A 26,582-nucleotide genomic window follows, 5' to 3' on the forward strand; every position below is an offset into this window, starting at 1 on the left:
CAATATCATCCGGCCACCGTCGCCCAATTGCAGGATGCAGTGATGGCAACATTAGCGCAAAAACGTAACCCGCCCAAAAAGGTCTTCTCCTTCCGCTGGCACGGGGTCAATCGCAAGGGGCAGAAGGTCTCTGGCGAGTTGCAGGCCGACAGCATCAGCACCGTCAAGAACGAGCTGCGCAAGCAGGGCGTCAACGTCACCAAGGTCAGCAAGCGGAGCCAGGGGCTGTTTTCCAAGGGTGGCGCCAAGATCAAACCGATGGATATCGCCGTCATCTCCCGCCAGATCACCACCATGCTCTCCGCCGGTGTGCCGCTGGTACAAAGCCTGCAGATCATCGCGCGCGGCCACGAAAAGGCGGCAGTACGCGACCTGATAGGCCAGATCGCCGCCGATGTGGAAACCGGCACCCCCATGTCAGAGGCGCTGCGCCGCCACCCCCGCCACTTCGATACACTCTACTGCGACCTGGTCGAAGCGGGGGAGCAATCCGGTGCGCTGGAGACCATCTACGACCGGATCGCCATCTACCGCGAGAAGAGCGAGGCGCTCAAGTCCAAGATCAAGAAGGCGATGTTCTACCCGGCCATGGTCATCCTGGTGGCCATCATAGTGACCTCCATCCTGCTGCTGTTCGTCATTCCCCAGTTCGAGGAGATCTTCAAGAGCTTCGGTGCCGAACTGCCCATCTTCACCCAGTTCGTCATCGGCATCTCCCGCTTCATGCAGCATTGGTGGTATGCGATCTTTGGCGGCATCGCCCTCGCCATCTTCCTCTACGTGCGCGCCTGGCGCAGCTCCCAGAAGGTGCGGGACAACACGGACAGGTTCATCCTCACCATCCCCATAGTGGGCTCGATCCTGCACAAGGCGGCCATGGCCCGCTTCGCCCGCACCCTCTCCACCACCTTCTCCGCCGGTATCCCGCTGGTCGATGCCCTGGTCTCGGCCGCCGGCGCCTCCGGCAACTATGTCTACCGCACCGCCATCATGGCCATCCGCAACGAGGTCGTGGCCGGCATGCAGATCAACGTCGCCATGCGTACCGTGGACCTGTTCCCCGACATGGTGATCCAGATGGTGATGATCGGGGAAGAGTCCGGCGCCATCGATGACATGCTCTCCAAGGTGGCGGCCATCTTCGAGCAGGAAGTGGACGACATGGTCGATGGCCTCACCAGTCTGCTCGAGCCCCTCATCATGGTGGTGCTGGGGGTGCTGGTCGGTGGCATGGTCGTCGCCATGTACCTGCCGATCTTCAAGCTGGGCTCTGTGATACACTGACGCCCTGCGGCCCTGCCTGCAGACCCGGGTGGCCAACCCCGCCGGCATGAGCCGGCGCGGGTACGACCCTTTATGGCTCTCTTTCCCAACACAAACGGTTGATTATGGCGTCTCTGATCGAACTGGCCCACGGCCTGCCCTGGCTCTACCTCTCCCTGATGTTTCTCTTCTCCCTGATGATCGGCAGCTTCCTCAACGTGGTGATCCATCGCCTGCCCATCATGCTGGAGCGGGAGTGGCACGCCGAATACCGTAGCTACTTCGACAGCGATGCCGAGCCCGCCCACAACACGCCTTACAACCTGATGGTACCGCGCTCCTGCTGCCCTCATTGCGACCATCCCATCACGGCGCTGGAGAACATCCCCCTGCTGAGCTGGCTCTGGCTCAAGGGGCGCTGCCGAGAGTGCCAGGCTCCCATCTCGGTCCGCTATCCGCTGGTCGAATTGCTGACCGCCCTGCTGTCGGTGGCCGTCGCGGCGACCCTGGCCCCGGGCTGGGGCACCCTGGCCGCTCTGGCGCTGACCTGGGTGCTGGTCGCGCTCACCTTCATCGATCTGGACAAGATGCTGCTGCCGGACCAGCTCACCCTGCCACTGCTGTGGGGAGGCCTGCTGTTCAACCTGCTGGGCGGCTTCGTCCCGCTGGGAAATGCGGTGATCGGGGCCATGGCCGGGTATCTGGTGCTGTGGAGCCTCTACTGGGCCTTCAAACTGCTCACCGGCAAGGAGGGGATGGGCTACGGCGACTTCAAACTACTGGCCGCCATCGGCGCCTGGCTGGGCTGGCAGGCCCTGCCCATAGTGCTGCTGCTCTCCTCCCTGATCGGCGCCCTGATCGGCCTCACGCTGATCGCCCTGCACCGACATCATCAAGCCAATCCCATCCCCTTTGGCCCCTATCTCGCCATCGCGGGCTGGATCGCGCTGCTGTGGGGCGATAGCATCACCCGCTGGTATCTGAATACCGTCCTCTAACAAAAAGGCGCCCTGACAATGTATGTGGTAGCTATCACCGGCGGGATCGGCAGCGGCAAGACGACCATCGCCAACCAGTTTGCGGCCCTGGGGATCGAGGTGATCGATGCCGACCTGATCGCCCGCGAGGTGGTGGAGCCTGGCACACCGGCACTGACCGCCATCGCCAGCCATTTTGGTCCCGGCATCCTGGATGAACAGGGGCGGCTGGACAGACGTGTCCTGCGCGAGCGCATCTTCAGCGAGCCGGCGGCCAAAAGTTGGCTCAACGCCCTGCTCCACCCCCTCATTCGCAGCGAGATGCTGCGCCAGTGCGCGGCGGCCAGCTCGCCCTACTGCCTGTTGGTGGTGCCGTTGCTGGTAGAGAACCGGTTGATGAACCTGGCCGATCGAGTACTGGTTATCGACGTGGATGAGGCGACCCAGATCGAACGAACCTGCCGCCGGGACGGGGTGAGTCGCGCCCAGGCGGAGGCCATTCTGGCCGCCCAGGCGAGCCGGGCCGAGCGGCTCGCGGTGGCCGATGATGTGCTGGATAACCAGAGTGGTACAAGTGAGACCATCCTGGCGCGAATTTTGGCGCTGCACGAGACATATCTGGCATTTGCCACTCAACAAGCCCGCCAAGTGTGAGTACACTAGGCCGGTTTATGGCTGGCCAGGATTAGGCATGATTTACGATTTCCCCCTCAACGAAAAAAGCCGGACCTATCTTCGTCTGGAGTCCCTGTTTTCCCAGATCCGCGACAATCTGGAGAGTGACCAGCCTTGGGCACACATCGCCTTCTTCAAGGGGTTGTTCGATCTGCAGGAACTGCTGGAGCGCGGCGATCTGCGTGCTGATCTGATCAAGGATCTGGAGCGGCTCGGTCAGCGACTGAGCCATTGGGCCAGCCTGCCTGAGGTCGATCTCGAGCAGATCCAGCGGATGCAGCAGGAGAGCGCCCAACTCTCCCGCAGCCTGCTCAATTCGCCACGGCCCGGTGCTCGCCTGAAAGAGGATCGCCTGCTCGGCTCCATTCGCCAGCGTTTCTCCATTCCGGGTGGCCTGTGCGCCTTCGATGTGCCACAGCTGCACCACTGGCTGGCGACCCCGGCCGTCGCTCGCCATCAGCAGATGCAACAGTGGCTCAGCGACATCAACCTGCTGATGAACGCCATCTCCCTGCTGCTGCGGCTGTGGCGCGAGTCCGGCCACTTCAGCGACCAGGTTGCCACCAATGGCTTCTTCCAGGACACCGCCGAGGGCGCCGAGCTGATCCGCATCCGCATCCTCGGCAACCACTCCTGCTATCCGACCCTGAGTGGTCACAAGAACCGGTTCGCCCTGCGCTTCCAGCCGACGACGGAGCAGCAGATCGGCGACGTCCCCTTCCAGCTAGCCTGCTGCTAACGGTCAAGGAGCCAATATGGTCACCAAGGTGAAATGTCCGACCTGCCAAACCGAGATAGAGTGGGGCCCGCAGAGCCCGTTTCGTCCCTTCTGCAGCAAGCGCTGCCAGCTGATCGATCTCGGCGAATGGGCCGATGAAGAGAAGCGCATCCCGGGCGAGATCAATCCGGATCTGCTGCCCTACCCGGACGAGGGTGAGCAGTGGCAATGAGCCAGATACCAAAAAGGGCCCGCAGGGCCCTTTTTTAATATCGGCATCCCGGCAAATTACTCCGCCATCGATGCCTGCAACCGCGCCACGATCGGGCCGTTGGCATCCGGGAACCGGTATTCGTGCAAAGCGGCCAGCGGCACCCAGCGGCACTCCTGCCCCTCCTTGCCGAAGGGCTCGCCACTGAAGCGGGTCACCTTCCAGATATCCAGCAACACCTGCTTGTCAGGATAATCGTGGTGCAGCTCCATGAAGGGTGCGCAATCCTGTACCCGGATCCCGATCTCCTCCCACAGCTCCCTGTCCAGCGCGGTCAGCAGGTCTTCTCCCGACTCCACCTTGCCCCCCGGGAACTCCCAGCGATCGCCCTGATGGCGGTCTGAGGAGCGTTTGGCGAGGAAGATCTCGCCCTTCTCATTCTCGATGACGCCGACCGCCACCCAGACCCGTTTCTTCGGTTCCATCTCTGTCCTCAACGTAAGCACGGCAACGCGGCAATCCAGGGGGCCAGCCGACTGGCCTGCTGCGCCTCCTGAGCCGTAAAGATATCCTGCCCCACATGCTCATTCCCACTCGGGGCGGGCTGTGGCCAGGGGCTCACCCCGGGCGGGGTGAAGCAACGATCATGCACCAGGCAGCTTTGGCGCAGATAGCGCCACAAGCAGTCGCGCAGGAACCACTGATCCACATTCGGTGTCTCCATGGTACCCGGTTGATAGGTGGCAAGCAGCGGGGTCAGCGGCGGCAGGATGCCGGCCACGCCGCCCCACATTCCCGCCAGCACCAGATCGGTATGGCTCCACCAGTCACGCATGATATGGAACCAGCGCTCCGATGCAAGCCAGGCATCGACGGCGAGACGTTCCCGGATGTTCAGCACGGAATCCGCATCGCGGATCAGGAAGCGCCCCACCCCGGGATCGTTGGCCACCAGGAAGCGCCAGCACAGGCGCTGGCGCAGAGACTGCCCGGCCGGCTGCACCAGCACCTCGGCACCGTGTTCCTGCAGGCATGCCAGCAAGGCTGCCGGCACGCTCGCATCCACATAGAAACGCACCCGCCAACCCGGATAGAGATAGGCCGCCGCCAGCACGTTGTCGAGCGCCCCGCGCAGATAGCGCCGCTCGCTGCCCCACAGGGAGAAGGCGATGACCTTCTGCCGGTCGGGGCGCTTAGTCAGCCAGGTATCCGGGCCACCTGCGGGCAGCGCCCACCCCTCGGCCGGCTGGCCGCTCGCCTCATCCTTCAGGATCAGTGCACGGGTGCCCGCCTGCGCCGCCTCGGCATGACGCCCAAGCTTGGCGAGGGAGGTGCAAAGGCCATCCTGAGCCAGATATTCCCTCGGCTCACGCCGCGCCAGCTCGGTCAGTCGCAGCAGCGCCCGCTCATATTGGCCGGAGCGCGACAGACAGACACAGAGGTTGCGCAGCACCTCGTTGTCATCGGGTTCGGTCTGATGAGCCAGTTCCAGCACTTGTGCGGCCGAGGCCGGATCGCCAGACAGAAAGAGGTAATAGGCAAACTGCAGTTGCAGGGGAGCGGGCTTGAGGCGTTCCCCGTTCAGTCGTGCCAGCACCAGCTGGACGGCCTCCTGTCGCCTCTCCTGCAGCCAGCTGGCATGGGCCGCTTCGTCCCACCCTGTCGGCGCCTTGCTCATCTTATCTCTCCTTCCTTGGGGGCCCTGAAATGAATGCACCGCCCGGAGGCGGTGCATGAATCACGACAAGGGATCAGGTCAACTGACCGTGACAGTGCTTGTATTTCTTGCCGGAGCCGCAGGGGCAAGGATCGTTGCGACCGACCTTCTGCTCGTCACGCACGAAGGTGACGTGGCCCTCTTCGGGCTGGGCCTCTTCGTCGGCCAGCTGGTTCTCGGCGGCGGCATGGGTATAGGTACGGGGAGCCGCTTCCGCCTGCTGGCGCTGATGCTCTTCCATCGCCTCCACATCGCGCTCCTGCACCTGCACCCGGCTCAGGATGCTGACCACATCGCGCTTGAGGGTTTCCAGCATCTGGGTGAACAGATCGAAGGACTCGCGCTTGTACTCCTGCTTGGGGTTCTTCTGGGCGTAGCCGCGCAGATGAATGCCCTGACGCAGGTGATCCATGGCCGCCAGATGCTCCTTCCAGAGGCCATCCAGGGTCTGCAGCATCACCGCCTTCTCGAAGTTGCGCAGCACCTCGACGCCGACCAGCTCCTGCTTGTGGGCGTAAAGCTTGGTGGCTTCTTCCAGGATGCGCTCGCGCAGCTTCTCTTCATACAGCTTGTCATCTTCCGCCAGCCACTGCTGCAGCGGCAGATCCAGCGAGAAGTCGGACTTCAGGCGCGCTTCCAGGCCCGGCACATCCCACATCTCTTCCAGGGACTGGGGCGGGATGTACTCGTCGATGACGCTGCCATAGACGTCGTCACGGATGACGTGGATGGTGTCGGAGATGTCGTTGGTGTCCAGCAACTCGTTGCGCTGCTCATAGACCACCTTGCGCTGATCGTTGGCCACGTCATCGAATTCGAGCAGGTTCTTGCGGATGTCGAAGTTGCGACCCTCCACCTTGCGCTGGGCGTTCTCGATGGCCTTGGTCACCCAGGGGTGCTCGATGGCCTCGCCCTCTTCCATGCCCAGCTTCTTCATCATGCTGGTGACACGGTCGGAGGCGAAGATCCGCATCAGGGTATCTTCCATGGAGAGATAGAAACGGGAAGAACCCGGGTCACCCTGACGACCGGAACGGCCGCGCAACTGGTTGTCGATACGGCGGGATTCGTGGCGCTCGGTACCTATGATGTGCAAGCCGCCGGCGGCCAGTACTTCATCGTGGCGGATCTGCCAGGCGGCCTTGATCTCGCGGATCTGCTCGTCGGTCGGGTTCTCCAGCGCGGCGATCTCGGCCTGCCAGTTGCCACCCAGCACTATGTCGGTACCACGACCGGCCATGTTGGTGGCGATGGTCACGGCACCAATCTGGCCGGCCTGGGCGACGATCTCCGCTTCCATGGCGTGGAACTTGGCGTTCAGTACCTTGTGCGGGATGTTCTCCTTGTTCAGGATGCCAGACAGCAGCTCGGAGTTCTCGATGGAGACGGTCCCCACCAGCACCGGCTGGCCACGGGAGACGCAACCGCGAATGTCTTCGACGATGGCGGCATACTTTTCCTGGGCGGTCAGGTAGACCAGATCGCCCATGTCCTTGCGCACCATCGGCTGGTTGGTCGGGATGACCACAGTATCCAGACCATAAATCTGTTGGAATTCAAAGGCTTCTGTGTCGGCGGTACCCGTCATCCCCGCCAGCTTGTCATACAGACGGAAGTAGTTCTGGAAGGTGATGGAGGCCAGGGTCTGGTTCTCGTTCTGGATCTTGACCCCTTCCTTCGCCTCGACGGCCTGGTGCAGACCATCGGACCAGCGACGGCCCGGCATGGTACGACCGGTGTGCTCGTCGACGATGACGATCTCGTCCTTCTGCACTATGTAGTCGACGTTGCGCTCAAACAGGGTATGGGCGCGCAGGCCGGCGTTGACGTGGTGCAACAGGCTGATGTTGGTGGCTGAGAACAGGGAGTCATCCTCCGCCAGCAGCCCCTCTTTCTTGAGCAGCTCTTCCACGAAGATCTGGCCGGTTTCGGTCAGCAGCGCCTGACGGTTCTTCTCGTCCACCGTGTAGTGGCCGTCACCGGTATACTCTTCGGAGTCTTCCTTGTCCTGCTTGACCAGCAGCGGGATCAGCTTGTTGACGCGGATGTAGAGCTCGGAGCTGTCTTCGGCCGGGCCGGAGATGATGAGCGGGGTACGGGCTTCATCGATGAGCACGGAATCCACCTCATCCACCAGCGCGTAGTTGAGCGGACGCTGCACGCGCTGCTCCGGCGAGAACGCCATGTTGTCGCGCAGGTAGTCGAAGCCGAATTCGTTGTTGGTACCATAGGTGACGTCGGCGGCGTAGGCGTCGCGCTTCTGGGACGCATCCATGCCGGGCACGTTGCAGTCGACCGTCATGCCGAGGAAGGTGAACAGCGGGCGGTTCGCCTCAGCATCACGCTTGGCCAGATAGTCGTTCACCGTCACCACGTGCACGCCACGACCGCTCAGGGCGTTCAGATAAGCCGGCAGAGTCGCGGTAAGAGTCTTACCTTCGCCGGTCTTCATCTCGGCGATGCGGTTGGAGTTCAGCACCATGCCGCCGATCAGCTGCACGTCGAAGTGACGCATGCCGAACACCCGGCGGGAGGCTTCGCGCACGGTGGCGAACGCTTCCGGCAACAGCTGCTCCAGCGTCTCACCCTGCTCCAGACGCTGACGGTACTCAGCGGTCTTGGCCTGCAGCTCCTGATCGGACAGTGCCTCGAACTGAGGCTCCATCGCATTGATCTGTTTTACAATTTTGCGCAAAGCCTTGAGCGTTCTGTCGTTCCGGCTGCCGATAATCTTGGTGAGCAGTGTGCTAATCATGGGTACCAACTGTTTTGGTTATATTTGAGCGTTCCGTCACTGGAACCTGAAGAAAAAACCTAACCCCGTCTGGCGTTCAGAAAGCGTGCGGGGTTGACCTGACGACCATCTTTCAACACTTCATAATGCAAATGCACCCCGGTCGCGCGACCGGTTCGCCCCATCAGGGCTATCTTCTGGCCCTCATCGACCAGGGTGCCCACATCCACCAACAACTTGGAGTTGTGGGCATAGCGGGTCACCAGACCATTGCCATGGTCAATCTCGACCATGTTGCCAAATTCCGGGTGGCGGCCCGCCCAGCTGACGATCCCCTTGCCGGTCGCCATGATGGGGGTGCCGGGCTTGCCACGGAAATCCACGCCCTTGTGCATCTTGGCGCGACCGTTGAACGGATCGACCCGGCCACCGAAGCCGGAGGAGATCCAGACTCGCTCCTGCTTGACCGGCGAACCGGCAATGAAGCCGGCATCGGTGATATGGTGATTCATGATGAAAGATTCAAGTACCGACAGCTGTTCTTCACGGCTACTGAGCTGGCGGTTGAGGTGCGCCATGGAGTCTTGCAGCTCGTTGAGGCTGACTTCCAGGTCGGCATCATAGGAGGGACCGCCCATCGGGGGCAGCTCCTTGAAATTGAACTCGTCGGGATCGAGATCGGCTTTTTCGGTCAGCCGCTCGCCGAGCGCATTGAGGCGACCCAGTTGCCCCTGCATGGTACCCACCTGGGCGGCCAGCATGGCAAGCTGTTCACGGGCTTCATCGGCCCCTTGCGTGGATTTTTGCTGTTCGGCCTTGGCCAGCGCGATTTCCAGCGCCTCCATCTGCTGGTGCCAGCTCTGCCAGAGCCAACCACCACCCAGTGCCAACAGGGAGAAGAGGATACCGCCGACCCAGGCCAGACGTTGTTTGGGTAAGTGCAACTTGCGGCGCTGCTTACCGTTGAGGATCAGGGTAATGCTCATAGAAATCTGTCTTCTCGGTCAGGTGCGGCCAGGAGCCTGCACGGGCAATAAAACCGGGAGATAATCGGTATTAAAGGATGGAATAAACAAATGACAGGACGTCGGTGCGGAGAGATGACCGACGTCCTGTTGCACAGCTATCAGGCCAGAACCAGACCGTTATCGTAGTAAGCGATGGGCGCTTTCTCGCCCTCACCCTCGAAGGTCACCAGTTCCCAGGCCTCCTGCTTGGCCAGCAAGGCACGCAGCAGTTTGTTGTTCAAGGCGTGGCCGGTCTTGTAGGCACGGAATTCGCCGATGATGCTGCGGTTACACATATAGAGGTCACCGATCGCATCCAGCATCTTGTGCTTGACGAACTCGTCTTCATACCGCAGACCATCTTCGTTCAGCACCCGATAGTCATCCAGCACCACGGCATTCTCCAGGCTTCCGCCCAATGCCAGGTTCTGGGACCGCAGGTACTCGATGTCGCGCATGAAGCCAAAGGTACGGGCACGACTGATCTCTTTCACGAAGGAGCTACCGGAGAAGTCCAGCACGCAACGCTGGTTGCGGCCTTCAAACACCGGATGCTGGAAATCGATCTCGAGATCCATCTTGAAGCCGTTGCGATAGGGGTGGAATTCCGCCCACTTGTCGCCGTCTTCAACCCGGATGCTCTGCTTGATCCGCACGAACTGCTTCGGCGCATTCTGTTCACGGATACCGACTTCTTGCAGCAGGTAGATGAACGGGTGCGCACTGCCATCCATCACCGGGATCTCGGGTGCGTCAACCTCCACATAGAGGTTGTCGATCCCCATCCCGGCCAGGGCGGCAGAGAGGTGTTCGATGGTAGACACGCGTACACCGGCTTCGTTCACCAGAGCGGTACAAAGCACGGTATCACGCACCTGATCGGCGTTGGCTGGCAGTGCTACCACAGGATTCAGATCGGTACGCAAGTAAACGATCCCTGTATTAACAGGCGCCGGACGGAACGTCATTGTGACTTTCCGGCCCGAATGCAGGCCCACACCGGTGGCCTGGACACTCGTTTTCAAGGTTCTTTGTCTAATCATGGGTATATCCGCTTAACAGCTCAAATTCCGGACCAGATGGTCGTTGCCGAGCCATCTTAGCACAATCCTTAAGCAACAAACAAACCAGAGCCATCAGAGGCTTAGTCAGCTTGTTTGCGCAGGAACGCCGGAATATCCAGATAATCCGGTTCGCGACGAGCTTGCGGCTCGGCGTTAACCACCTTGGCCGGAGCCTCTTCCATCACGCGAGACTGCAGTGCTTCGCTGATCAGGGGCTGACGGGCCGGACGCTCTTGGACCATGTTGTTCTTGACCAGCGTGATGTCGGCCTTGCGCTCGGCACCGATACCGGTCGCGACCACGGTCACCCGCAGTTCGTCGTGCATTTCCGGGTCGATTACGGTACCCACCACCACGGTGGCGTTCTCGGAGGCGAAGGCCTTGACCGCGTTACCCACGGTTTCGAACTCTTCGATGGTCATGTCCATGCCGGCGGTGATGTTGACCAGAATGCCACGGGCACCGGCCAGATCCACATCTTCCAGCAGCGGGCTGGAGATGGCCTTCTCGGCGGCTTCTTCGGCACGGTCATCACCGGAGGCAGAACCTGTCCCCATCATGGCAGTACCCATCTCGCGCATCACGGTACGCACGTCCGCGAAGTCGACGTTGATCAAACCCGGGCGGGTGATCAGCTCGGCGATGCCCTGTACCGCACCCAGCAGCACATCGTTGGCCGCCTTGAAGGCGTCCAGCAGGGAGATGCCACGACCCAGCACCTTCAGCAACTTGTCGTTGGGGATGGTGATCAGGGAGTCGACGTTCTTGGACAGCTCCTCGATGCCGTGTGCCGCGAAGCCCATCCGCTTCTTCCCTTCGAAGGAGAACGGCTTGGTCACGACGGCAACGGTCAGGATGCCCATCTCGCGCGCCACTTCGGCCACGATCGGCGCGGCACCGGTACCGGTACCACCACCCATGCCGGCGGCAATGAACACCATGTCTGAACCGGTCAGCAGCTCACGCAGCGCTTCCCTGTCTTCCATGGCAGCGTCACGGCCCACTTCCGGATTGGCTCCGGCACCCAGACCCTTGGTGATGCCACCGCCGATCTGCAAAGTGGTGTTGGCACTGGAGTTGCGCAGCGCCTGGGCGTCGGTGTTGACGGTAATGAACTCAACACCCTCGATGTTTTGACGAACCATGTGCTCGACTGCGTTGCCGCCGCCGCCACCCACACCTATCACCTTGATGACGGCTTCGTCAGTGTGGCTATCCATAAATTCAAACATGTTGTCTCTCCGCTTTATTTGCCTGACTCAGCAAAATCTTTAGAACTCGCCACGCAGCCAGTTGCTGACCCGTTTGACCAGGCCACCTACGCTTGCCTTGGCAGCATATTCTTTGCTCGTACCGGTGGATTGATGGGTCCGGCCGTACTGCAGCAACCCGACCGCGGTCGAGTACACCGGTGCCTGCACGTAATCGCTCAATCCACGTATGTTCATGGGTTCGCCCACCCGGACCTGGCTCTGGAAGATCTGCTCTGCGCACTCCACAATGCCTTCGATCTGGGCCGCGCCACCGGTCAGTACTACCCCGGCCGCCAGCTGATGCTTGACCCCCTGTGCCTTCAACTCGCTCTGCACCCGCACCAGCTCATCATTCACCATGGAGAGCAACTCGGTGTAACGGGGTTCAATCACTTCGGCCAGTGTCTGCCGCTGCAGGCTACGCGCCGGACGGCCGCCGACACTGGGGACTTCAATATTGTCTTCCTTGCTGACCAGGCGGCCGAGGGCGCAACCGTAGCGCACCTTGATCGCTTCTGCGTCCAGCGGCGGTGTGCCGAAGGCGTAGGCGATGTCGCTGGTCACTGTGCTGCCGGCATAGGGGATCACCTTGGTATGGCGCAGGGCACCGCCGGTAAACAGCGACATGTCCATGGTGCCACCCCCGATGTCCACCACGCAGACCCCCAGCTCCTTCTCGTCTTCGGTCAACACGGCATAGCTGGAGGCCAGCGCCGAGAAGATCAGCTGATCCACCCGCAGACCGACCTTCTCAACGCATTTCTCGATGTTGCGAGCCATGTCGTTGTGGCAGGTGATCAGGTGCACCTTGGCCGCCATCCGCACGCCGGACAGGCCGACCGGATTCTTGATCCCTTCCTGATAGTCGATGGCAAACTCCTGGGGCAGCACGTGCAGCACCCGCAGCTCATCGGACAATCGCACCGACTTGGCGGTGTGGATGACGTTGTCCACGTCCTCCTGGGTCACCTCTTCGTCGGAGATGGGCACCATGCCGGTCTCGTTGCGGCAATCGATGTGCTTGCCGGACAAGCCCAGATAAACCGAGCTTATCTGGCAGTCGGCCATCATCTCGGCCTCTTCCACCGCCCGGCGCAGGGACTTGACCACGGAGTCGAGATCATTGACCCCGCCCTTCTCCATCCCGCGAGACGCGTGGCTACCCATGCCGATGACATTGAGCTCGCCATCCGGCAATACTTCTCCAACCAGTACCGCCACTTTGGTCGTGCCGATATCCAGTCCGACAATCAAATTCCTATCTGCGGTGTTGGTCATTCACTTTCTCTTCGTTCTTCTTCCAGCCAACCGCCATTCCGGTGTCGTATCGAAGGTCCACGTAAGCCACTTGCTCACGGGGTTCGATGACCGGGAAGGCATCGATAAACCGCTGCAGGCGAAGCGCGATGTCCGCGCGCCCCACAAACAGCTGAATGTTGCCATCCAGGGTCAGTTCCCAGGCATGGCGAGGGGTCAGATTCACCCCCAACAACTTGTATCCCTTGGCAGCCAGCTGCGCCTCGTACTGGTGACTGGCCTCCAGCACCATGGCGGCCTGATCATCGGGCCCGGACAACTGCATCAGGGGTGTCGTCACCCTGTCCGGTGCACTGAATACCTCACCCTTGGTGTTGACGAAGCGGTTGCCATTCCAGCGTGCCGCCACCGCCTGTTCGGTGAGGTAGACCTTGATCTTGTTCGGCCACTTCTTGCGTACCGAGACCTGGGCTACCCAGGGCAGGGCGTTCAAACGCCCCTGCAATTCGTTCACATCCAGCTCGAAGAAGTTGCGCAGTTCGGCGCCATCCAGCACGGCGGCGCGCAACTCATCGGCCTTCAAATATTCGTGTTGCCCCTGCAGCAACAGCTCGCTCATGGGCAACCGACTGGCATCCGTCAGCCAGTCTTTAACATCCAGCGCAGTCTGGTAGAGCCCCCACATGACCAGGATGAAAAATGCCACCCCGGCGATGAAGCCCCCCTTGGTGCGCCCTTGTGCCCTTGCCTCCACCCGCTCAATCCCCGTTTAACGCGCCATGCCGGCCACTTGCAGACCGGTCCGCCATTATATAGGCCCCGGCTTGGCGGTCAAAATACTCATTGGGCCCTCAGGCACCGGATTTCATGCTATCCACGCTCAATTTCATCTCACCGAGGCGACGCGCCAGGGCACCGACGTTTCCTGCGCCCTGAGTCAGCACCAGATCCCCTTCACCGATCAGCTCCGCCAGCACCACGGGGACATCGTCCGGCGTTGCGACAAAGATGGGTTCCAGGCTGCCGCGGGAGCGGATGGTGCGACACAGGGCGCGGCCATCGGCACCCGGAATAGGCTCCTCACCGGCGGCATAGACCTCCAGCATCACCAGCACGTCCACCTTGGAGAGCACGTCGGCAAAATCTTCATAGAGATCGCGAGTCCGGCTGTAACGGTGTGGCTGGAACACCATGACCAGGCGCTTCTCGGGCCAGCCGGCGCGAGCGGCATTGATGGTCACCTTCACTTCGCTCGGGTGGTGACCGTAGTCATCCACCAGCATGGCCTTGCCACGACCGGTCTCGAACTCGCCATATTGCTGGAAGCGGCGACCCACCCCCTCGAACTTGGAAAGCGCCAGGATGATGGCCTCGTCGCCGATCCCGTCTTCGGTCGCGACCGCGATGGCGGCGGCAGCGTTGAGCGCGTTGTGCACCCCCGGCAGATTGAGGGTCACCTGCAGCTCACCGGCACCAGCGCGACGCACCCGGAAGCGGCTGCGATTGCTGGTCTGCACGAAATCCAGCACCTGCACGTCGGCATCAGCGGACAGACCGTAGGTGATGGTCGGACGGCCGATCTCCGGCAGCAGGCCACGGATCACGGGATCATCCACGCACACCACGGCCAATCCGTAGAACGGCAGGTTGTGCAGGAAGTCGATGAAGGTGGACTTCAGCTTGGAGAAGTCGCCGCCGTAGGTGTCCATGTGATCCGCTTCGATGTTGGTCACTATGGATACCATGGGCTGCAGATGCAGGAAGGAGGCATCGCTCTCGTCCGCTTCGGCGATCAGGTAACGGCTACTGCCCAGGCGTGCATTGGTACCGGCGCTGTTGAGCAGGCCGCCGATGACGAAGGTGGGATCCCGGTCGGCCTCGGCATAGATGCTCGCCACCAGACTGGTGGTGGTGGTCTTGCCATGGGTGCCGGCGACGGCGACGCCGTGACGGAAGCGCATCAGCTCGGCCAGCATCTCGGCACGGCGCACCACCGGGATGCGCAACTCACGGGCGGCCAGCAGCTCGGGGTTGTCCTGCTTGATGGCGGTCGACACCACCACCACGCTCGCCTCGTTCACATGCTCGGCGCTGTGGCCCACGAAGATGTGGGCACCAAGCGAAGCTAGCCGTTCGGTCACCGCATTGCGCGACAGATCGGAGCCGGAGATCTGATACCCCTCGTTGGCAAGCACCTCGGCGATCCCGCCCATACCGGCGCCACCGATGCCGATAAAGTGAATGCGGCGCACGCGGCGCATTTCGGGGATCACGGTACGCAGTTTTGCCAGTTCAACCTTGGTCATAGTTCTCTCTCAGTCTGCCGCAAGCCGTTTGCATTCATCGGCAACCCGCTCGGCGGCATCGGTAATAGCGACGCGACGGGCGGTTTGGGCCATGTTCAATAGGGTTTCCCTGCGCCCGGCGAGCCAGGAGAGACGCGCGGCCAGCGAGGCCGTGGTCAGCTCGGATTGGGGCAGGAACTCGGCCGCACCGCCGTCGACCAGGGTCAGGGCGTTGCGGGTCTGGTGATCGTCCACCGCGTGGGGCAACGGCACGAAGATGGCGGCGACGCCGGCGGCCGCCACCTCGGAGACCGTCAGGGCCCCCGCGCGGCACACCACCAGATCGGCCCAGGCATAGGCGTCGGCCATGTCCTTGATAAATTCACTCACCTCGGCATCGGCCCCCAGCCTAGCGTAAGCCTCCGCTACGGCGTCGCTATTGCCCTTGCCGCACTGATGGCGCACCTGGATGGGCACACCGGCGGCGGCCACGGCGGGGGGCACCTGCTCGTTGAGCACCTTGGCGCCCAAGCTGCCGCCGACGATCAGCAGGCGCAGCGGCTCGGCACTACTGCGCAGCTGCGGATCCGGCAGGGCCACCACTTCCGGGCGTACCGGGTTGCCGACCACGGCGGTGCGACGGCTCGGTGCGAAGGCGCCGGGGAAGGCCATCAGCACCCGCTTGGCGAGCCGCGCCAGCAGCTTGTTGGTCATGCCGGCCGCCGCATTCTGCTCATGCAGCAGCAGGGGAATACCGGACAGCCAGGCCGCGACGCCACCGGGACCGGAGGCGAAGCCCCCCATGCCGAGCACCACATCCGGACGAATGGTCTTCAGTACCTTGCGGGCCTGCAGCACCGACTTGACGATACGATAAGGGGCCGCCAGCAACCGCTTGATGCCGTTGCCACGCACCCCCTGGATGTCGATAAAGGAAATGGGATAACCGTGGGCGGGCACCAGCTCGGCCTCCATCCGGTCGGCTGTGCCGAGCCAGTGAATGGTCCAGCCCTGGGCCTTGAGGCGATCGGCCACCGCCAGCCCGGGGAACACATGGCCCCCGGTACCGCCTGCCATCACCAGTAGCGTCTTGCTCACGAAACCTCCCGCACACGCGCCTGGGCACTGGCCTGGCGCAACTCGAAATCGATACGAATCAACATGCTCACCGCCACCATCATGATGATGAGACTGGAACCGCCGTAACTGACCAGGGGCAGGGTCAGGCCCTTGGTCGGCATCATGCCGCTGGCCGCGCCGACGTTGACGAAGGTCTGGAAGCTGAACCAGATGCCGATGCCGATGGCCAGATAGCCCTCATACAACTTCTCGGCTACCAGCGCCTGATGACCGAGTCGCAAGGCCTTGTACGCCAGCGCGAAGATGAGGAGGAGCGCACCCAGCACGCCCACATACCCCAGCTCTTCCCCCAGGATGGCGAACACGAAGTCGGTGTGCGCCTCCGGCAGGTATTCCATCTTCTGGATGGAGTTGCCGAGCCCCTCGCCAAACCAGCTGCCGCGGCCGAATGCCATCAGCGACTGAGTCAGCTGATAACCGCTGCCGAACGGGTCGGCCCAGGGATCGAGGAAGGAGGTCACCCGCCGCATCCGGTAGGGCTCGGCGATGATCAGGGTCACCACGGCGCTCACCCCGACCAGGATGAGGCCGATGAACTGCACTAGCCGCGCCCCTGCCAGGAACAACATGCCAAGGGAGGTCACGAACATCACCACCACCGAGCCCAGATCCGGCTGGGCCAGCAGCAAGATGGCCACCACGAACAGCACCGCCATGGGCTTCATGAAGCCGATGAAGCGCTCACGCACCTCGTTCTGGCGACGCACCAGATAGCCCGCCAAGTAGACAAACAGCGCCAGCTTGCCAAATTCCGCAGGCTGCAGGTTGAAGGGGCCGAGCGGCAGCCAGCGGATGGAGCCGTTGACGCTGCGGCCCACCAGCAGCACCAGCACCAACATCAGGATGGCAAGCAACAGCATGGGACTGTTGTATTGCTGCCAGCGCGCCATCGGCACCTGCAGCACGAACCAGGAGATGCCGAGCGCCATCACCAGGAACAGGCCGTGACGCTTCACGAACATGAAGGGGTCGTTGTTGATGGCGATCCCCTCCGGAATGGAGGCCGACGCCACTATCACCAGGCCCACCGACATCAGCGCCAGCGCCAGCACCACCAGCTGCCGATCGTAGAGACCGGCGGGGCGCGCCGGTAACAACCAGCGTTGCAGCAGAGCCGCGATGGTGCGCAGGGCATTCATAGGGCCAGCACCAGTTCGGTGAAGCGATCGCCACGGGCTTCGAAGGATTTGAACTGATCCAGGCTGGCGCAGGCCGGCGCCAGCAGCACCCAGTCGCCGGGTCTGGCGTCGGCGGCGGCCTTGGCGACGGCGGCAGCGAGATCGGCGACCCGTTCGGTCTGCTCACCCAGGGCGAGCAGCACCTCGGCGTCCTGGCCGAAGCAGTACAGGTGATCGATCTGGTTGCCGAGCAGCGCCTGCACCGGGCCAAAGTCCTGGCCCTTGCCCTGGCCACCGGCCAGCAGCAGCAGCCGGCCCTTGACCGACTCGCGCACGCCGGCCACGGCCGCCAGGGTCGCCCCCACGTTGGTGGCCTTGGAGTCGTTGATCCAGCGCACCCCGTTTACCTCCCGCACGAAGCGGGCACGGTGGGGCAGGCCCTCGAACCGGCGCAGCACCCGCAGCTGTGGCTCACGGGGGATGCCGACCGCATCGCACAGGGCCATGGCCGCCAGGGCATTGGCCTGGTTGTGGGCACCGACGATCTTCATCTCGTCGACGGCCAGCAGCGGCTCCCCGTGCAGGGTCAACCAGTGGCGGCCGTCCAGCAGGCAGCGGCCGTAGCCGTTGCAATCCAGGCCGAAGCTCTGCCACACCTGACCCACGTCGGGCAGAGTCTGGGCATCGTCCCGGTTGATCAGTATGTGTTGGGAATGCTGATGGATCTCCTGCTTGGCGGCGCGATAGTCGGCCATGCCGGCGTAGCGATCCATATGATCTTCACTGAGGTTTAGCACCACCGAGGCGGCGGCACGCAGGCTGTGGGTGGTCTCCAGCTGGAAGCTGGAGAGCTCCAGCACGCAGAGATCCATCGGCTGCTTGAGCAGCTCCAGCGCCGGGGTGCCGATGTTGCCACCGACCCCGACCTTGAGGCCCGCCTCGGCGATCATCTCGCCGACCAGGGTGGTCACTGTGCTCTTGCCGTTGGAGCCGGTGATGGCGATGACCGGCACCTGGGTCTCGCGCACGAACAGCTCGACATCGCCGATGATGCGCACCCCGAACTCGGCCGCGGCCTGCAGCTCGGGGGTGGCCAGGGCGATGCCCGGGCTCGCCACTATCATGTGGGCCTGCTTGAGCCGATCGGCGTCCAGCCCCTGGACGAGCTCCACCCCGGCCGGCAGTTGATCCCGGCCTGGCGGGTTGGCGCGGGTATCCATCACCAGCGGCGTCACGCCGCGACTCAGGAAGTAGTCGACGCAGGAGAGTCCGGTTTTACCGAGTCCGATGATGATGACCATGGCTTACCTCACCTTCAGGGTGGCGAGGCCGAGCAACACCAGCATGAGGGTGATGATCCAGAAGCGCACTATCACGCGCGGCTCAGGCCAACCCTTCTTCTCATAGTGGTGATGGATCGGGGCCATGCGGAAGATCCGCACGCCGCGCAGCTTGTAGGAGCCCACCTGCAGGATCACCGAGACGGTCTCCATCACGAAGACGCCGCCCATGATCACCAGCAGGAACTCCTGGCGCACCAGCACGGCTATGGTGCCGAGGGCACCGCCCAGCGCCAGCGAGCCGACATCGCCCATGAAGACCTGGGCCGGATAGGTATTGAACCAGAGGAAACCAAGACCCGCGCCGACGATGGCGGTGCAGACGATCACCAGCTCTGAGGTATAGGGCACGTAGGGGATGTGCAGGTAGTTGGCGAAGTTGACGTTGCCGGTCGCCCAGGCGATCAGGGCGAAGCCCCCTGCCACCATCACGGTCGGCATGATGGCCAGACCATCCAGGCCGTCGGTCAGGTTGACCGCGTTGGAGGTACCGACGATGACGAAGTAGGTCAGCACGATGAACATCAGGCCGAGCTGCGGCATCACATCCTTGAGGAAGGGCACCACCAGCTGGGTCTGGCCATCATGGGTGGCCGTGGCGTAGAGGAACACCGCCACCCCCAGCGCGACTGCCGACTGCCAGAAGTACTTCCAGCGGGCGATCAGACCGTCGGTATTCTTGCGCACCACCTTGAGGTAGTCGTCGGCGAAGCCGATGGCACCGTAGGCGCCGAGCACGAACAGCACCAGCCAGACATAGGGGTTGTCGAGGCGGCTCCAGAGCAGCACCGAGATGAAGATGGCGGCGATGATCATCAGGCCGCCCATGGTCGGGGTGCCTTTCTTGCTGAGGTGAGACTCAGGGCCGTCGTTGCGGATCACCTGGCCGAATTTCAGGATCTGCAGACGGCGGATGAGGCGAGGCCCCATCCAGAGCGCCACCGCCAGACCGGTGATGATCGACAGGATGGCGCGAAACGTCAGGTAGGAGAAGACGTTGAAGAAGGTGAAGTGCGGGGTGAGCAGTTCCGCCAGCCAGACTAGCATGTGGCTGACTCCTGACGGTCAGCGACCATCTTGACGATATCTTCCATGCGGGAGCCGCGGGCGCCCTTGACCAGAATCGAAATTTCTTGATGTGTATTTATCATTTGCGCAAGCACTTCAAACAACGACGCCTTGTTATCGAAATGTCGGCCAGCCGCGGCATCTGCGGTGTGGCGACTCTGTTCCCCTACTGTCAGCACGGCGTCAAGACCGCGCTCGCGGGCGTGGCGTCCGACCCGGGCGTGTTGCTCGGCAGACTCCTCACCCAACTCCTTCATGTCACCGAACACCAGCACCTTGTAGCCGCCCATGGCGGTCAGGGCATCGATGCCTGCCAGCACGGACTCCACGCTGGCGTTGTAGGTGTCATCCACCAGGGTGAGACCACCCCAGCGCTGCACGCAGAAGCGGCCCTTGACCGGCGCCATCTGCTCCAGTCCCGCCTTGACGGAAGCGAGCGAGGCACCCAGCGCCAAGCAACCGGCGGTGGCGGCCAGGGCGTTGGCCACGTTGTGGCGGCCGGGAATGGCCAGGGTCAGGCTCACGTCCCCCTGCGGGGTCACCAGCACGCACTCGGCGCAGCCTGACGCATTGAAACGAATGTCGCGGGCATGGAATGGCTGGCTTCGATCCTCGATGGAGAAGGCGCAGTGAATGCCCTTCTCCTGCCACTTTGGCCAGAACTCGTTGTCGGCGTTGACGATAGCCGTCCCCTGCGGGCCCAGACCGACGAAGATCTCGCTCTTGGCGTGGAAGACGCCCTCGAGGGAACCGAATCCCTCCAGATGCGCGGCCGCCACGTTGTTGATGATGGCGGCATCGGGTTTGACCAGGGAGGTGGTCCAGGCGATCTCGCCAGGATGATTCGCCCCCAGCTCCAGCACCGCAAATCTGTGTTGCGGCTCGAGGCGCAGCAGGGTGAGCGGCACCCCCACTTCGTTGTTGAAGTTGCCGGCGGTGGCCAGCACCTCCCCTTCGTGGCGCAGGATGGCGGTCGCCATCTCCTTGACCGTGGTCTTGCCACAGCTGCCGGTGATCGCCAGCACCTTGGGGTTGAGGCGCTCGCGTACCAGCTTGCCGAGCCGCCCCAGCCCCTTGAGGCTGTCGGCGACGATCAGCTGGGGAATGGCCAGCGGCAGCTCGCGCTCCACCAGCAGGGCCGAGGCCCCGGCGGCGACGGCCTGATCGCAGAAGTCGTGGGCATCGAAACGCTCGCCGCGCAGCGCAACAAAGAGTGCGCCCGCACCCAGGGTACGGGTGTCGGTACTGACCGCCGTGATCGCCGCGTCGTCACCAATCAGACGGGCATCGAGCACCTGCGCCAGGTCGGCAAGCCTGAGGGTCATCATGTGAATGACTCCAATAATGTGTGCAAGGCGGCCGCGACGGTTTCCCGGTCGCTGTAGTGCCGCTTGTCGGTTCCAATGATCTGATAATCCTCGTGACCCTTACCGGCCACCAGGATGATGTCCTGTTTGCTCGCCTGACCGATGGCCAGATTGATCGCCTTGACCCTGTCGTGCTCGATCTGCACCGAGTCGGGATCGCGAAGACCCGCCACCATGTCCGCCATGATCTGGGCCGGCTCCTCGGTACGGGGATTGTCGTCGGTCAGGATCACGCGATCCGCATGCAGCTCCGCCATGGCGGCCATCATGGGACGCTTGCCGCGATCCCGGTCGCCACCACAGCCCACCAGACACCAGAGTTGGCCCTCGCAGTGCACCCGCAGGGCCTGCAACGCTTTCTCCAGCGCATCCGGGGTATGGGCATAATCGACCACGGCGAGCGGCGCCTTGCCGCCCCCGAAGCACTCCATGCGGCCGGTCACCGGCTGCAATTGCGGCGCGCTGGCCAGCAGCGCATCGAAGTCGTAACCGAGCACCAGCATGGCACCCATCGCCGCCAGCACATTGCTGACGTTGAAGCGGCCGAGCAAGGGGGCGGATAATACACCATTCCCCCAGCTGGAGTTAATCCTGGTGTGAAAACCTTGTTGGTGAAAATGGGGATCCTGCGCCGTTAACTGTCGCCCAGGATGGTTTTCAATCGGGCCATTCACCCCGAACGCCACGGCCTCGGGATAACGTGCCAGCCATGCCTGCCCCACCTCGTCGTCGGCATTGATGACCGCATTGGCTTCCTCGACCAGCTTGAGCAGCTCTTCCTTGGCGGCGCCATAAGCCTCCATGGTGCCGTGATAGTCCAGATGATCCCGGCTCAGGTTGGTAAACACGGTCGCCGCGAAGGGCAGCGCCGCCACGCGATGCTGCACCAGACCGTGGCTGGAGACCTCCATCGCCACCAAATCCGCCCCCTGCCGTTGCAGGGCCGCCAGATTCGCCTGCACCTGCAGGGCGCTGCCGGTGGTGTTTTCCGCTTCCACCAGCTCACCGAACAGACCGTTGCCGACCGTGCCCATCACCCCGGCCTTGCCCCCCAGCAGGGTGCGCCAGTTCGCCACCAGCAACGCCGTGGTGCTCTTGCCATTGGTGCCGGTGATGCCCACCAGTTGCAGCTGGCGGGCGGGCTGGCCGTAGAAATCACCGGCCAGGCCGGAGAGGCGAGCGGACAATTGGGGGATCCCGAAACAGGGCACCGCCAGGGTTGGCGCCACAAATTCTCCGTCCTCCTCAAACAGGACGGCGGTCGCTCCCTGAGCCACCGCCTGTTCGATGAAGCGTCTGCCATCCATCTGGTGGCCCCGAATGGCCACGAAGAGGCAACCGGGCCCGACCCGCCGGCTGTCCAGCTGGAGGTCGGTGAGGGGGAGCGCCGGGGCAGAGATGCCGAGGGGGCGCAGCAGTTGATCAAGCGCGCGGGACAACATGAGAAGCCTCCAACCGGGCAGGAATACAGGCGCCCGAACGGCGCGACGACAGGGGAAAAGGCCCGCGACCAAGGTCGCGGGCGGGAGCTTGACGCCAATCAGGTGCGTGGCGCGGCATTGGGAGCCTCCACACGGGCGAGTTTGGCGGGCACGGCAGGCGCTAGCCCATCGGGGCGAATGTTGAAGAGCTGCAGCACGCCGCCCATGGCCTCGGCAAAGGGCGGGGTCGCGACGGCACCGCCGTAGTAGGCGCTGCCCTTGGGCTCGTTGATCACCACCACCATGACGAAGCGGGGATTGCTGGCCGGGGCGAAGCCGGCGAACCAGGCCATGTAGTCCTTGCCATAGCCACCGGCGACGGCGACCTTGGCGGTACCACTCTTGCCACCGACCCGGTAACCCGGGATCTGCGCCTTAGGGATGGCGTTGCTGACCACGTATTCCAGCGCCTGCAGCATGGCGGTGGCGTTGTTGTGGTCGATGACCTGCTCACCCTTGGGCGGCTGGGTCACCTTGATGATGGAGAGGGGCACCCGCTTGCCCTTGTTGGCCAGGGTGGCATAGGCGGAGGCCAGCTGCAGCGGGGTGACCCGCAGGCCGTAGCCGAATGACAGGGTCGCCCGCTCGATATCGGACCAGCGGCGACGCTGGGGCAGCATGCCGCTGCTCTCGCCCATCAGACCGCTGCCGGTGTCCATGCCGAAGCCGACCATGCTGAGGGTGTTGATCATCTCCTGGGCGGGCATCCGCAGCGCGATGCGCGACATGCCGATGTTGGAGGAGTAGCGCAGGATGTCGTACAGATTGGTCGCCTTGTGAATACTCACGTCGCGGATCTGCTTGGCACCGATAAACAGGGGGCCGCCCTGGATGGTATCCTTCCAGCTGGTGACACCCGCCTGGAGCGCACTCAACAAAATCAATGGCTTGATGGTCGAACCCGGCTCATAGGTATCGGTCACCACCCGGTTGCGCACCCGGAAGCTCTGGTACTGGCCACGGTTGTTCGGGTTGTAGGAGGGGGTATTGACCATGGCGAGCACCTCGCCGGTCTTCACGTCCAGCATCACCATGGAGCCGGAGGTGGCCTTGTTCTCGTCGGTGGCGCGCTTGAGCGCGCGATAGGCCAGTGCCTGCACCCGCTGATCGATGCTCAGCTGCAGATCGTTGGAGTTCTTGCCCTCCTTGACCAGCCCGAGCCGCTCGATGACCCGGCCCTGACGATCCTTGCGCACCCGCATCTCGCCCGGGGTCGCGGTCAGCCACTCGTTGTAGCTGCGCTCGATCCCCTCGATGCCGCTGCCATCTATGTTGGTCACCCCCACCAGGTGGGAGCTGATCTCGCCGGTCGGATAGAAGCGACGAGCCTCGGGCCGCAGATAGATGCCCCCCAGCTTGAGACCCTTGATGTATTCCGCCACCGCCGGCGTCACCTGCCGCTGCAGGTAAACGAAGCGCTTGCTCGGGTTGGAGATGCGGTGCTTGAGGGTGTTGATGTCGAGCTTGAGCACGGCGGAGAGCGCCAGCCAGGCACGCTCGTTATGGATGGCACCGGACTCGTGCACCGTCTTGGGATCGGCCCAGACCGCCTCGACGGGTACCGACACCGCCAGCTGTTCGCCGTTGCGATCGGTGATCATGCCACGCACCGCCTGGGTGGAGGTGGTACGCAGCGAGCGCATGTCCCCCTCCTGACGCAGGCGGTCCGGGTCTATCACCTGGATCCAGGCCAGCCGCAGGATCAAGCCGGCAAACGCGATGCCGATGAAGAACACCAGCGTGCGAAAGCGCCACGGATAGAGTGACGGGGCTTTGGCCTTGGGTGGGGCCTTGGTGGCGGCCTTGCGTGTCATGGTTGTGTTATTACCTTCTCGGTGGTCACCAGCGGGCGAGCCATCTGCAATTTGTCCATGGCCAGACTCGCCACCCGGGAGTGTTCGGCCAGGGTGCCCTGCTCCAGCAGCAGGTGTCGCCACTCGATGTTGAGCCTATCCTCTTCCGCCATCAGGTCATTTTGCTGGGCGGTCAGGCCGCGGGTCATGTTGGTCACCAGGATCACCGCAAAGGCGGTGAGCAGCACGGCAACGGACAGCACGATCTGCAGCTTGTGCCGCCAGAGATCGCCGATGATCTCCTTGGCCAGATGGACACGCACCTCGCTCATGACTCAGTCCGCCAGCCGCTGGGCGACCCGCAGCACTGAGCTGCGGGATCGGGTATTTTCGGTGACTTCGTGCTCGGAAGGCTTGAGCGCCTTGCCGATCGCTTTCAATTTACGGCCACCGGCCAGCTGCGCCTCGGTCAGCGGGATGCCACGCGGCACCTCGGGTCCCTTCTCATGCTTGCGGATGAAGTGTTTGACCAGCCGGTCCTCCAGCGAATGGAAGCTAATGACGGAGAGGCGCCCCTCGGGAGCCAGTGCCTGCAGCGCGCCGTCCAGTGCGGTCTCGATCTCGTCCAGCTCGCTGTTGATATAGATGCGGATGGCCTGGAAGCTGCGGGTGGCGGCGTGCTTGCCCTTCTCCTTGCTCGGGTTGACCCGGGCGATCATCTCCGCCAGTTGGCGGGTGCGCACATAGGGCTCGGTGACCCGATCGTGGACGATGGCACGAGCAATCTTCTTGGCGAAGCGCTCCTCGCCGAAGGTCTTCAAGACCCAGGCGATGTCGTCCACGTCGGCGCGAGCCAGCCACTGCGCGGCGCTCTGGCCACTGGTCGGATCCATCCGCATGTCGAGCGGACCGTCCTTCATGAAGCTGAAACCGCGCTCGGCATCGTCAAGCTGGGGGGAAGAGACACCGAGATCCAGCAGGAAGCCGTCGACCTTGCCCAGCAGGCCGCGATCGGCCAGATAGGTGGTGATGCCGGAGAAGGGACCGTGCACGATTTCGAAGCGGGGATCCTGGATCTTGGCGGCCTCGGCGATCGCCTGGGGATCCCGGTCGATGGCGATCAGACGGCCGTTTGGGCCGAGCTGCTGGAGAATGAGACGAGAGTGACCACCCCGGCCAAAGGTACCGTCGACGTAGATGCCGTCCGGCTTGATGGCCAGCCCTTCGACGGCTTCGTGCAACAGCACTGTGATGTGTTCAGCGGCTTGGGTCATTTATAAGGAAAAGTCCTGTAGTCGTGGTGAGCTTGCCCAATCGTCCTCGGGCAGGCCCTGGATATCGTCATTGATCTGTTGCTGCCAGCGGGCTTCATCCCACAGCTCAAACTTGTTGAGCTGGCCCACCAGCATAATTTTCTTGTCCAAGCCGGCATGGCTGCGCAGCGGCTGGCTGAGCAGCAGGCGGCCATTGCCGTCCAGCTCGCACTCGGTCGCGTGACCGAGCAACAGGCGTTGCAGGCGGCGCTCCGCCGGATTGGTGCTGGAAAGGGTCTTGAGCTTGCGCTCGATCTCTTCCCATTCATTCAGGGGGTAAAGCAGCAGACAAGGGTGAGCAATGTCGATGGTGCAGACCAGCTGGCCGTCGCTTTCGTCGCGCAGCCAATCTCGGTATTTGGTCGGAATCGCCAATCGCCCTTTGCTGTCCAGGCTGATGGCGTGAGCGCCACGCAACAAATTGCAGTCCCCGAAGGTGAGTTTAAGGAGGCAAACTGCCTGATAAAACCACTTTGATCCACTTTTCTCCACCATGAAGTTTAAGGACGAGCAGGAGGCTTTTCAAGCGAGGATGGCGGGCATGGGGAACATATTGACGCAACACCGAGGCACTACCGATTAAATGAATTGATTTTCCACAAGTTATTTCTGGTAACAACGGCATAATTAATTGGAATCAATAAAAAATAAACAGGGTAAAGCCATGCTGAACGCCGCTTTCTTCCCCGCCACCTAGCCAAGGCGGGCTCTGACAGGGGGCACCGAAGCATCATAATTTCATGATTTTAAAAGCAACATACTCACATCAGGCCCATCGCCAGCAATTACCATCGAATGTAC

The 26,582-nt window shown here is 62.6% G+C and carries 24 protein-coding genes; 5 read left to right on the plus strand and 19 right to left on the minus strand.

Features of this window, described 5'->3' with window-relative positions; genetic code table 11:
* The first annotated feature begins 42 nt into the window (after positions 1–42).
* The 5 genes from KW825_RS12960 (at position 43) to yacG (ending at position 3,865) form a co-directional block, all read left to right on the plus strand.
* On the plus strand, positions 43–1,284 hold the full coding sequence (locus tag KW825_RS12960) for a type II secretion system F family protein (RefSeq protein WP_218329448.1): 1,242 nt from the start codon (positions 43–45) through the stop codon (positions 1,282–1,284).
* Positions 1,285–1,388: 104 nt separating this feature from the next.
* Positions 1,389–2,261 carry an A24 family peptidase gene (locus KW825_RS12965; RefSeq protein ID WP_218329449.1) on the plus strand — a complete coding sequence of 291 codons (873 nt, stop codon included), beginning with the start codon at positions 1,389–1,391 and terminating at the stop codon, positions 2,259–2,261.
* Between the two features lie 18 nt (positions 2,262–2,279).
* Positions 2,280–2,894, plus strand: a complete 615-nt coding sequence (gene coaE / locus KW825_RS12970; protein ID WP_218329450.1) for a dephospho-CoA kinase — start codon at positions 2,280–2,282, stop codon at positions 2,892–2,894.
* A 37-nt stretch (positions 2,895–2,931) separates the two neighbouring features.
* A complete protein-coding gene (zapD, locus tag KW825_RS12975; protein WP_218329451.1) occupies positions 2,932–3,654 on the plus strand; it encodes a cell division protein ZapD in 723 nt (240 codons plus the stop codon).
* Positions 3,655–3,670: 16 nt separating this feature from the next.
* Positions 3,671–3,865, plus strand: coding sequence for a DNA gyrase inhibitor YacG (yacG, locus tag KW825_RS12980; RefSeq protein ID WP_218291518.1), 195 nt, complete (start codon positions 3,671–3,673; stop codon positions 3,863–3,865).
* Positions 3,866–3,921: 56 nt separating this feature from the next.
* Here the strand turns inward: yacG and mutT are convergent, their stop codons facing one another.
* From mutT to mraZ, 19 genes are all read right to left on the minus strand, one after another.
* Complete coding sequence (mutT, locus tag KW825_RS12985) at positions 3,922–4,329, minus strand: 8-oxo-dGTP diphosphatase MutT (RefSeq protein WP_218329452.1); 408 nt, start codon at positions 4,327–4,329, stop codon at positions 3,922–3,924.
* A gap of 8 nt (positions 4,330–4,337) precedes the next feature.
* The gene (locus KW825_RS12990; protein ID WP_218329453.1) at positions 4,338–5,522 is read right to left on the minus strand and encodes a tetratricopeptide repeat protein; all 1,185 of its coding nucleotides are present in this window, start codon (positions 5,520–5,522) and stop codon (positions 4,338–4,340) included.
* Between the two features lie 73 nt (positions 5,523–5,595).
* On the minus strand, positions 5,596–8,316 hold the full coding sequence (secA, locus tag KW825_RS12995; protein ID WP_042653215.1) for a preprotein translocase subunit SecA: 2,721 nt from the start codon (positions 8,314–8,316) through the stop codon (positions 5,596–5,598).
* A gap of 59 nt (positions 8,317–8,375) precedes the next feature.
* Positions 8,376–9,281 (minus strand): M23 family metallopeptidase, encoded by a 906-nt coding sequence (locus KW825_RS13000; protein WP_042653216.1) that lies wholly within the window; start codon positions 9,279–9,281, stop codon positions 8,376–8,378.
* A 140-nt stretch (positions 9,282–9,421) separates the two neighbouring features.
* Positions 9,422–10,345, minus strand: coding sequence for a UDP-3-O-acyl-N-acetylglucosamine deacetylase (lpxC, locus tag KW825_RS13005; RefSeq protein WP_042653217.1), 924 nt, complete (start codon positions 10,343–10,345; stop codon positions 9,422–9,424).
* Between the two features lie 101 nt (positions 10,346–10,446).
* Positions 10,447–11,598: a cell division protein FtsZ gene (gene ftsZ, locus KW825_RS13010; RefSeq protein ID WP_042653218.1), complete on the minus strand. Its 1,152-nt coding sequence runs from the start codon at positions 11,596–11,598 to the stop codon at positions 10,447–10,449.
* Between the two features lie 39 nt (positions 11,599–11,637).
* On the minus strand, positions 11,638–12,897 hold the full coding sequence (ftsA, locus tag KW825_RS13015) for a cell division protein FtsA (protein WP_042653219.1): 1,260 nt from the start codon (positions 12,895–12,897) through the stop codon (positions 11,638–11,640).
* Entirely contained in the window at positions 12,878–13,630 is a 753-nt protein-coding gene (locus tag KW825_RS13020; RefSeq protein WP_218329454.1) for a cell division protein FtsQ/DivIB, read from the minus strand. The genes ftsA and KW825_RS13020 overlap by 20 nt, the downstream gene beginning before the upstream one ends.
* Positions 13,631–13,727: 97 nt before the next feature.
* Positions 13,728–15,182, minus strand: coding sequence for a UDP-N-acetylmuramate--L-alanine ligase (gene murC, locus KW825_RS13025; protein ID WP_218329455.1), 1,455 nt, complete (start codon positions 15,180–15,182; stop codon positions 13,728–13,730).
* 9 nt (positions 15,183–15,191) lie between these two features.
* Positions 15,192–16,259 carry an undecaprenyldiphospho-muramoylpentapeptide beta-N-acetylglucosaminyltransferase gene (murG, locus tag KW825_RS13030; RefSeq protein WP_218329456.1) on the minus strand — a complete coding sequence of 356 codons (1,068 nt, stop codon included), beginning with the start codon at positions 16,257–16,259 and terminating at the stop codon, positions 15,192–15,194.
* Positions 16,256–17,440: a cell division protein FtsW gene (ftsW, locus tag KW825_RS13035; protein WP_042653223.1), complete on the minus strand. Its 1,185-nt coding sequence runs from the start codon at positions 17,438–17,440 to the stop codon at positions 16,256–16,258. Before ftsW ends, murG begins: the two co-directional genes overlap by 4 nt.
* A complete protein-coding gene (gene murD / locus KW825_RS13040) occupies positions 17,437–18,720 on the minus strand; it encodes a UDP-N-acetylmuramoyl-L-alanine--D-glutamate ligase (protein ID WP_218329457.1) in 1,284 nt (427 codons plus the stop codon). The genes ftsW and murD overlap by 4 nt, the downstream gene beginning before the upstream one ends.
* 3 nt (positions 18,721–18,723) lie before the next feature.
* Entirely contained in the window at positions 18,724–19,806 is a 1,083-nt protein-coding gene (gene mraY, locus KW825_RS13045) for a phospho-N-acetylmuramoyl-pentapeptide-transferase (RefSeq protein ID WP_218329458.1), read from the minus strand.
* Complete coding sequence (gene murF, locus KW825_RS13050) at positions 19,800–21,155, minus strand: UDP-N-acetylmuramoyl-tripeptide--D-alanyl-D-alanine ligase (protein WP_218329459.1); 1,356 nt, start codon at positions 21,153–21,155, stop codon at positions 19,800–19,802. Before murF ends, mraY begins: the two co-directional genes overlap by 7 nt.
* Positions 21,152–22,636, minus strand: a complete 1,485-nt coding sequence (murE, locus tag KW825_RS13055) for a UDP-N-acetylmuramoyl-L-alanyl-D-glutamate--2,6-diaminopimelate ligase (RefSeq protein ID WP_218329460.1) — start codon at positions 22,634–22,636, stop codon at positions 21,152–21,154. Before murE ends, murF begins: the two co-directional genes overlap by 4 nt.
* Positions 22,637–22,734: 98 nt before the next feature.
* On the minus strand, positions 22,735–24,489 hold the full coding sequence (locus KW825_RS13060) for a penicillin-binding transpeptidase domain-containing protein (protein ID WP_218329461.1): 1,755 nt from the start codon (positions 24,487–24,489) through the stop codon (positions 22,735–22,737).
* Positions 24,486–24,800 (minus strand): cell division protein FtsL, encoded by a 315-nt coding sequence (ftsL, locus tag KW825_RS13065; RefSeq protein WP_042653229.1) that lies wholly within the window; start codon positions 24,798–24,800, stop codon positions 24,486–24,488. The genes KW825_RS13060 and ftsL overlap by 4 nt, the downstream gene beginning before the upstream one ends.
* A gap of 3 nt (positions 24,801–24,803) precedes the next feature.
* The gene (gene rsmH / locus KW825_RS13070) at positions 24,804–25,742 is read right to left on the minus strand and encodes a 16S rRNA (cytosine(1402)-N(4))-methyltransferase RsmH (protein ID WP_218329462.1); all 939 of its coding nucleotides are present in this window, start codon (positions 25,740–25,742) and stop codon (positions 24,804–24,806) included.
* A complete protein-coding gene (gene mraZ, locus KW825_RS13075) occupies positions 25,743–26,201 on the minus strand; it encodes a division/cell wall cluster transcriptional repressor MraZ (protein ID WP_042653231.1) in 459 nt (152 codons plus the stop codon).
* Between the last annotated feature and the right edge of the window lie 381 nt (positions 26,202–26,582).

The sequence above is a fragment of the Aeromonas sp. sif2433 genome (genome assembly GCF_019218705.1).
In the GTDB taxonomy this organism is placed as follows: Bacteria; Pseudomonadota; Gammaproteobacteria; order Enterobacterales; family Aeromonadaceae; genus Aeromonas; species Aeromonas encheleia.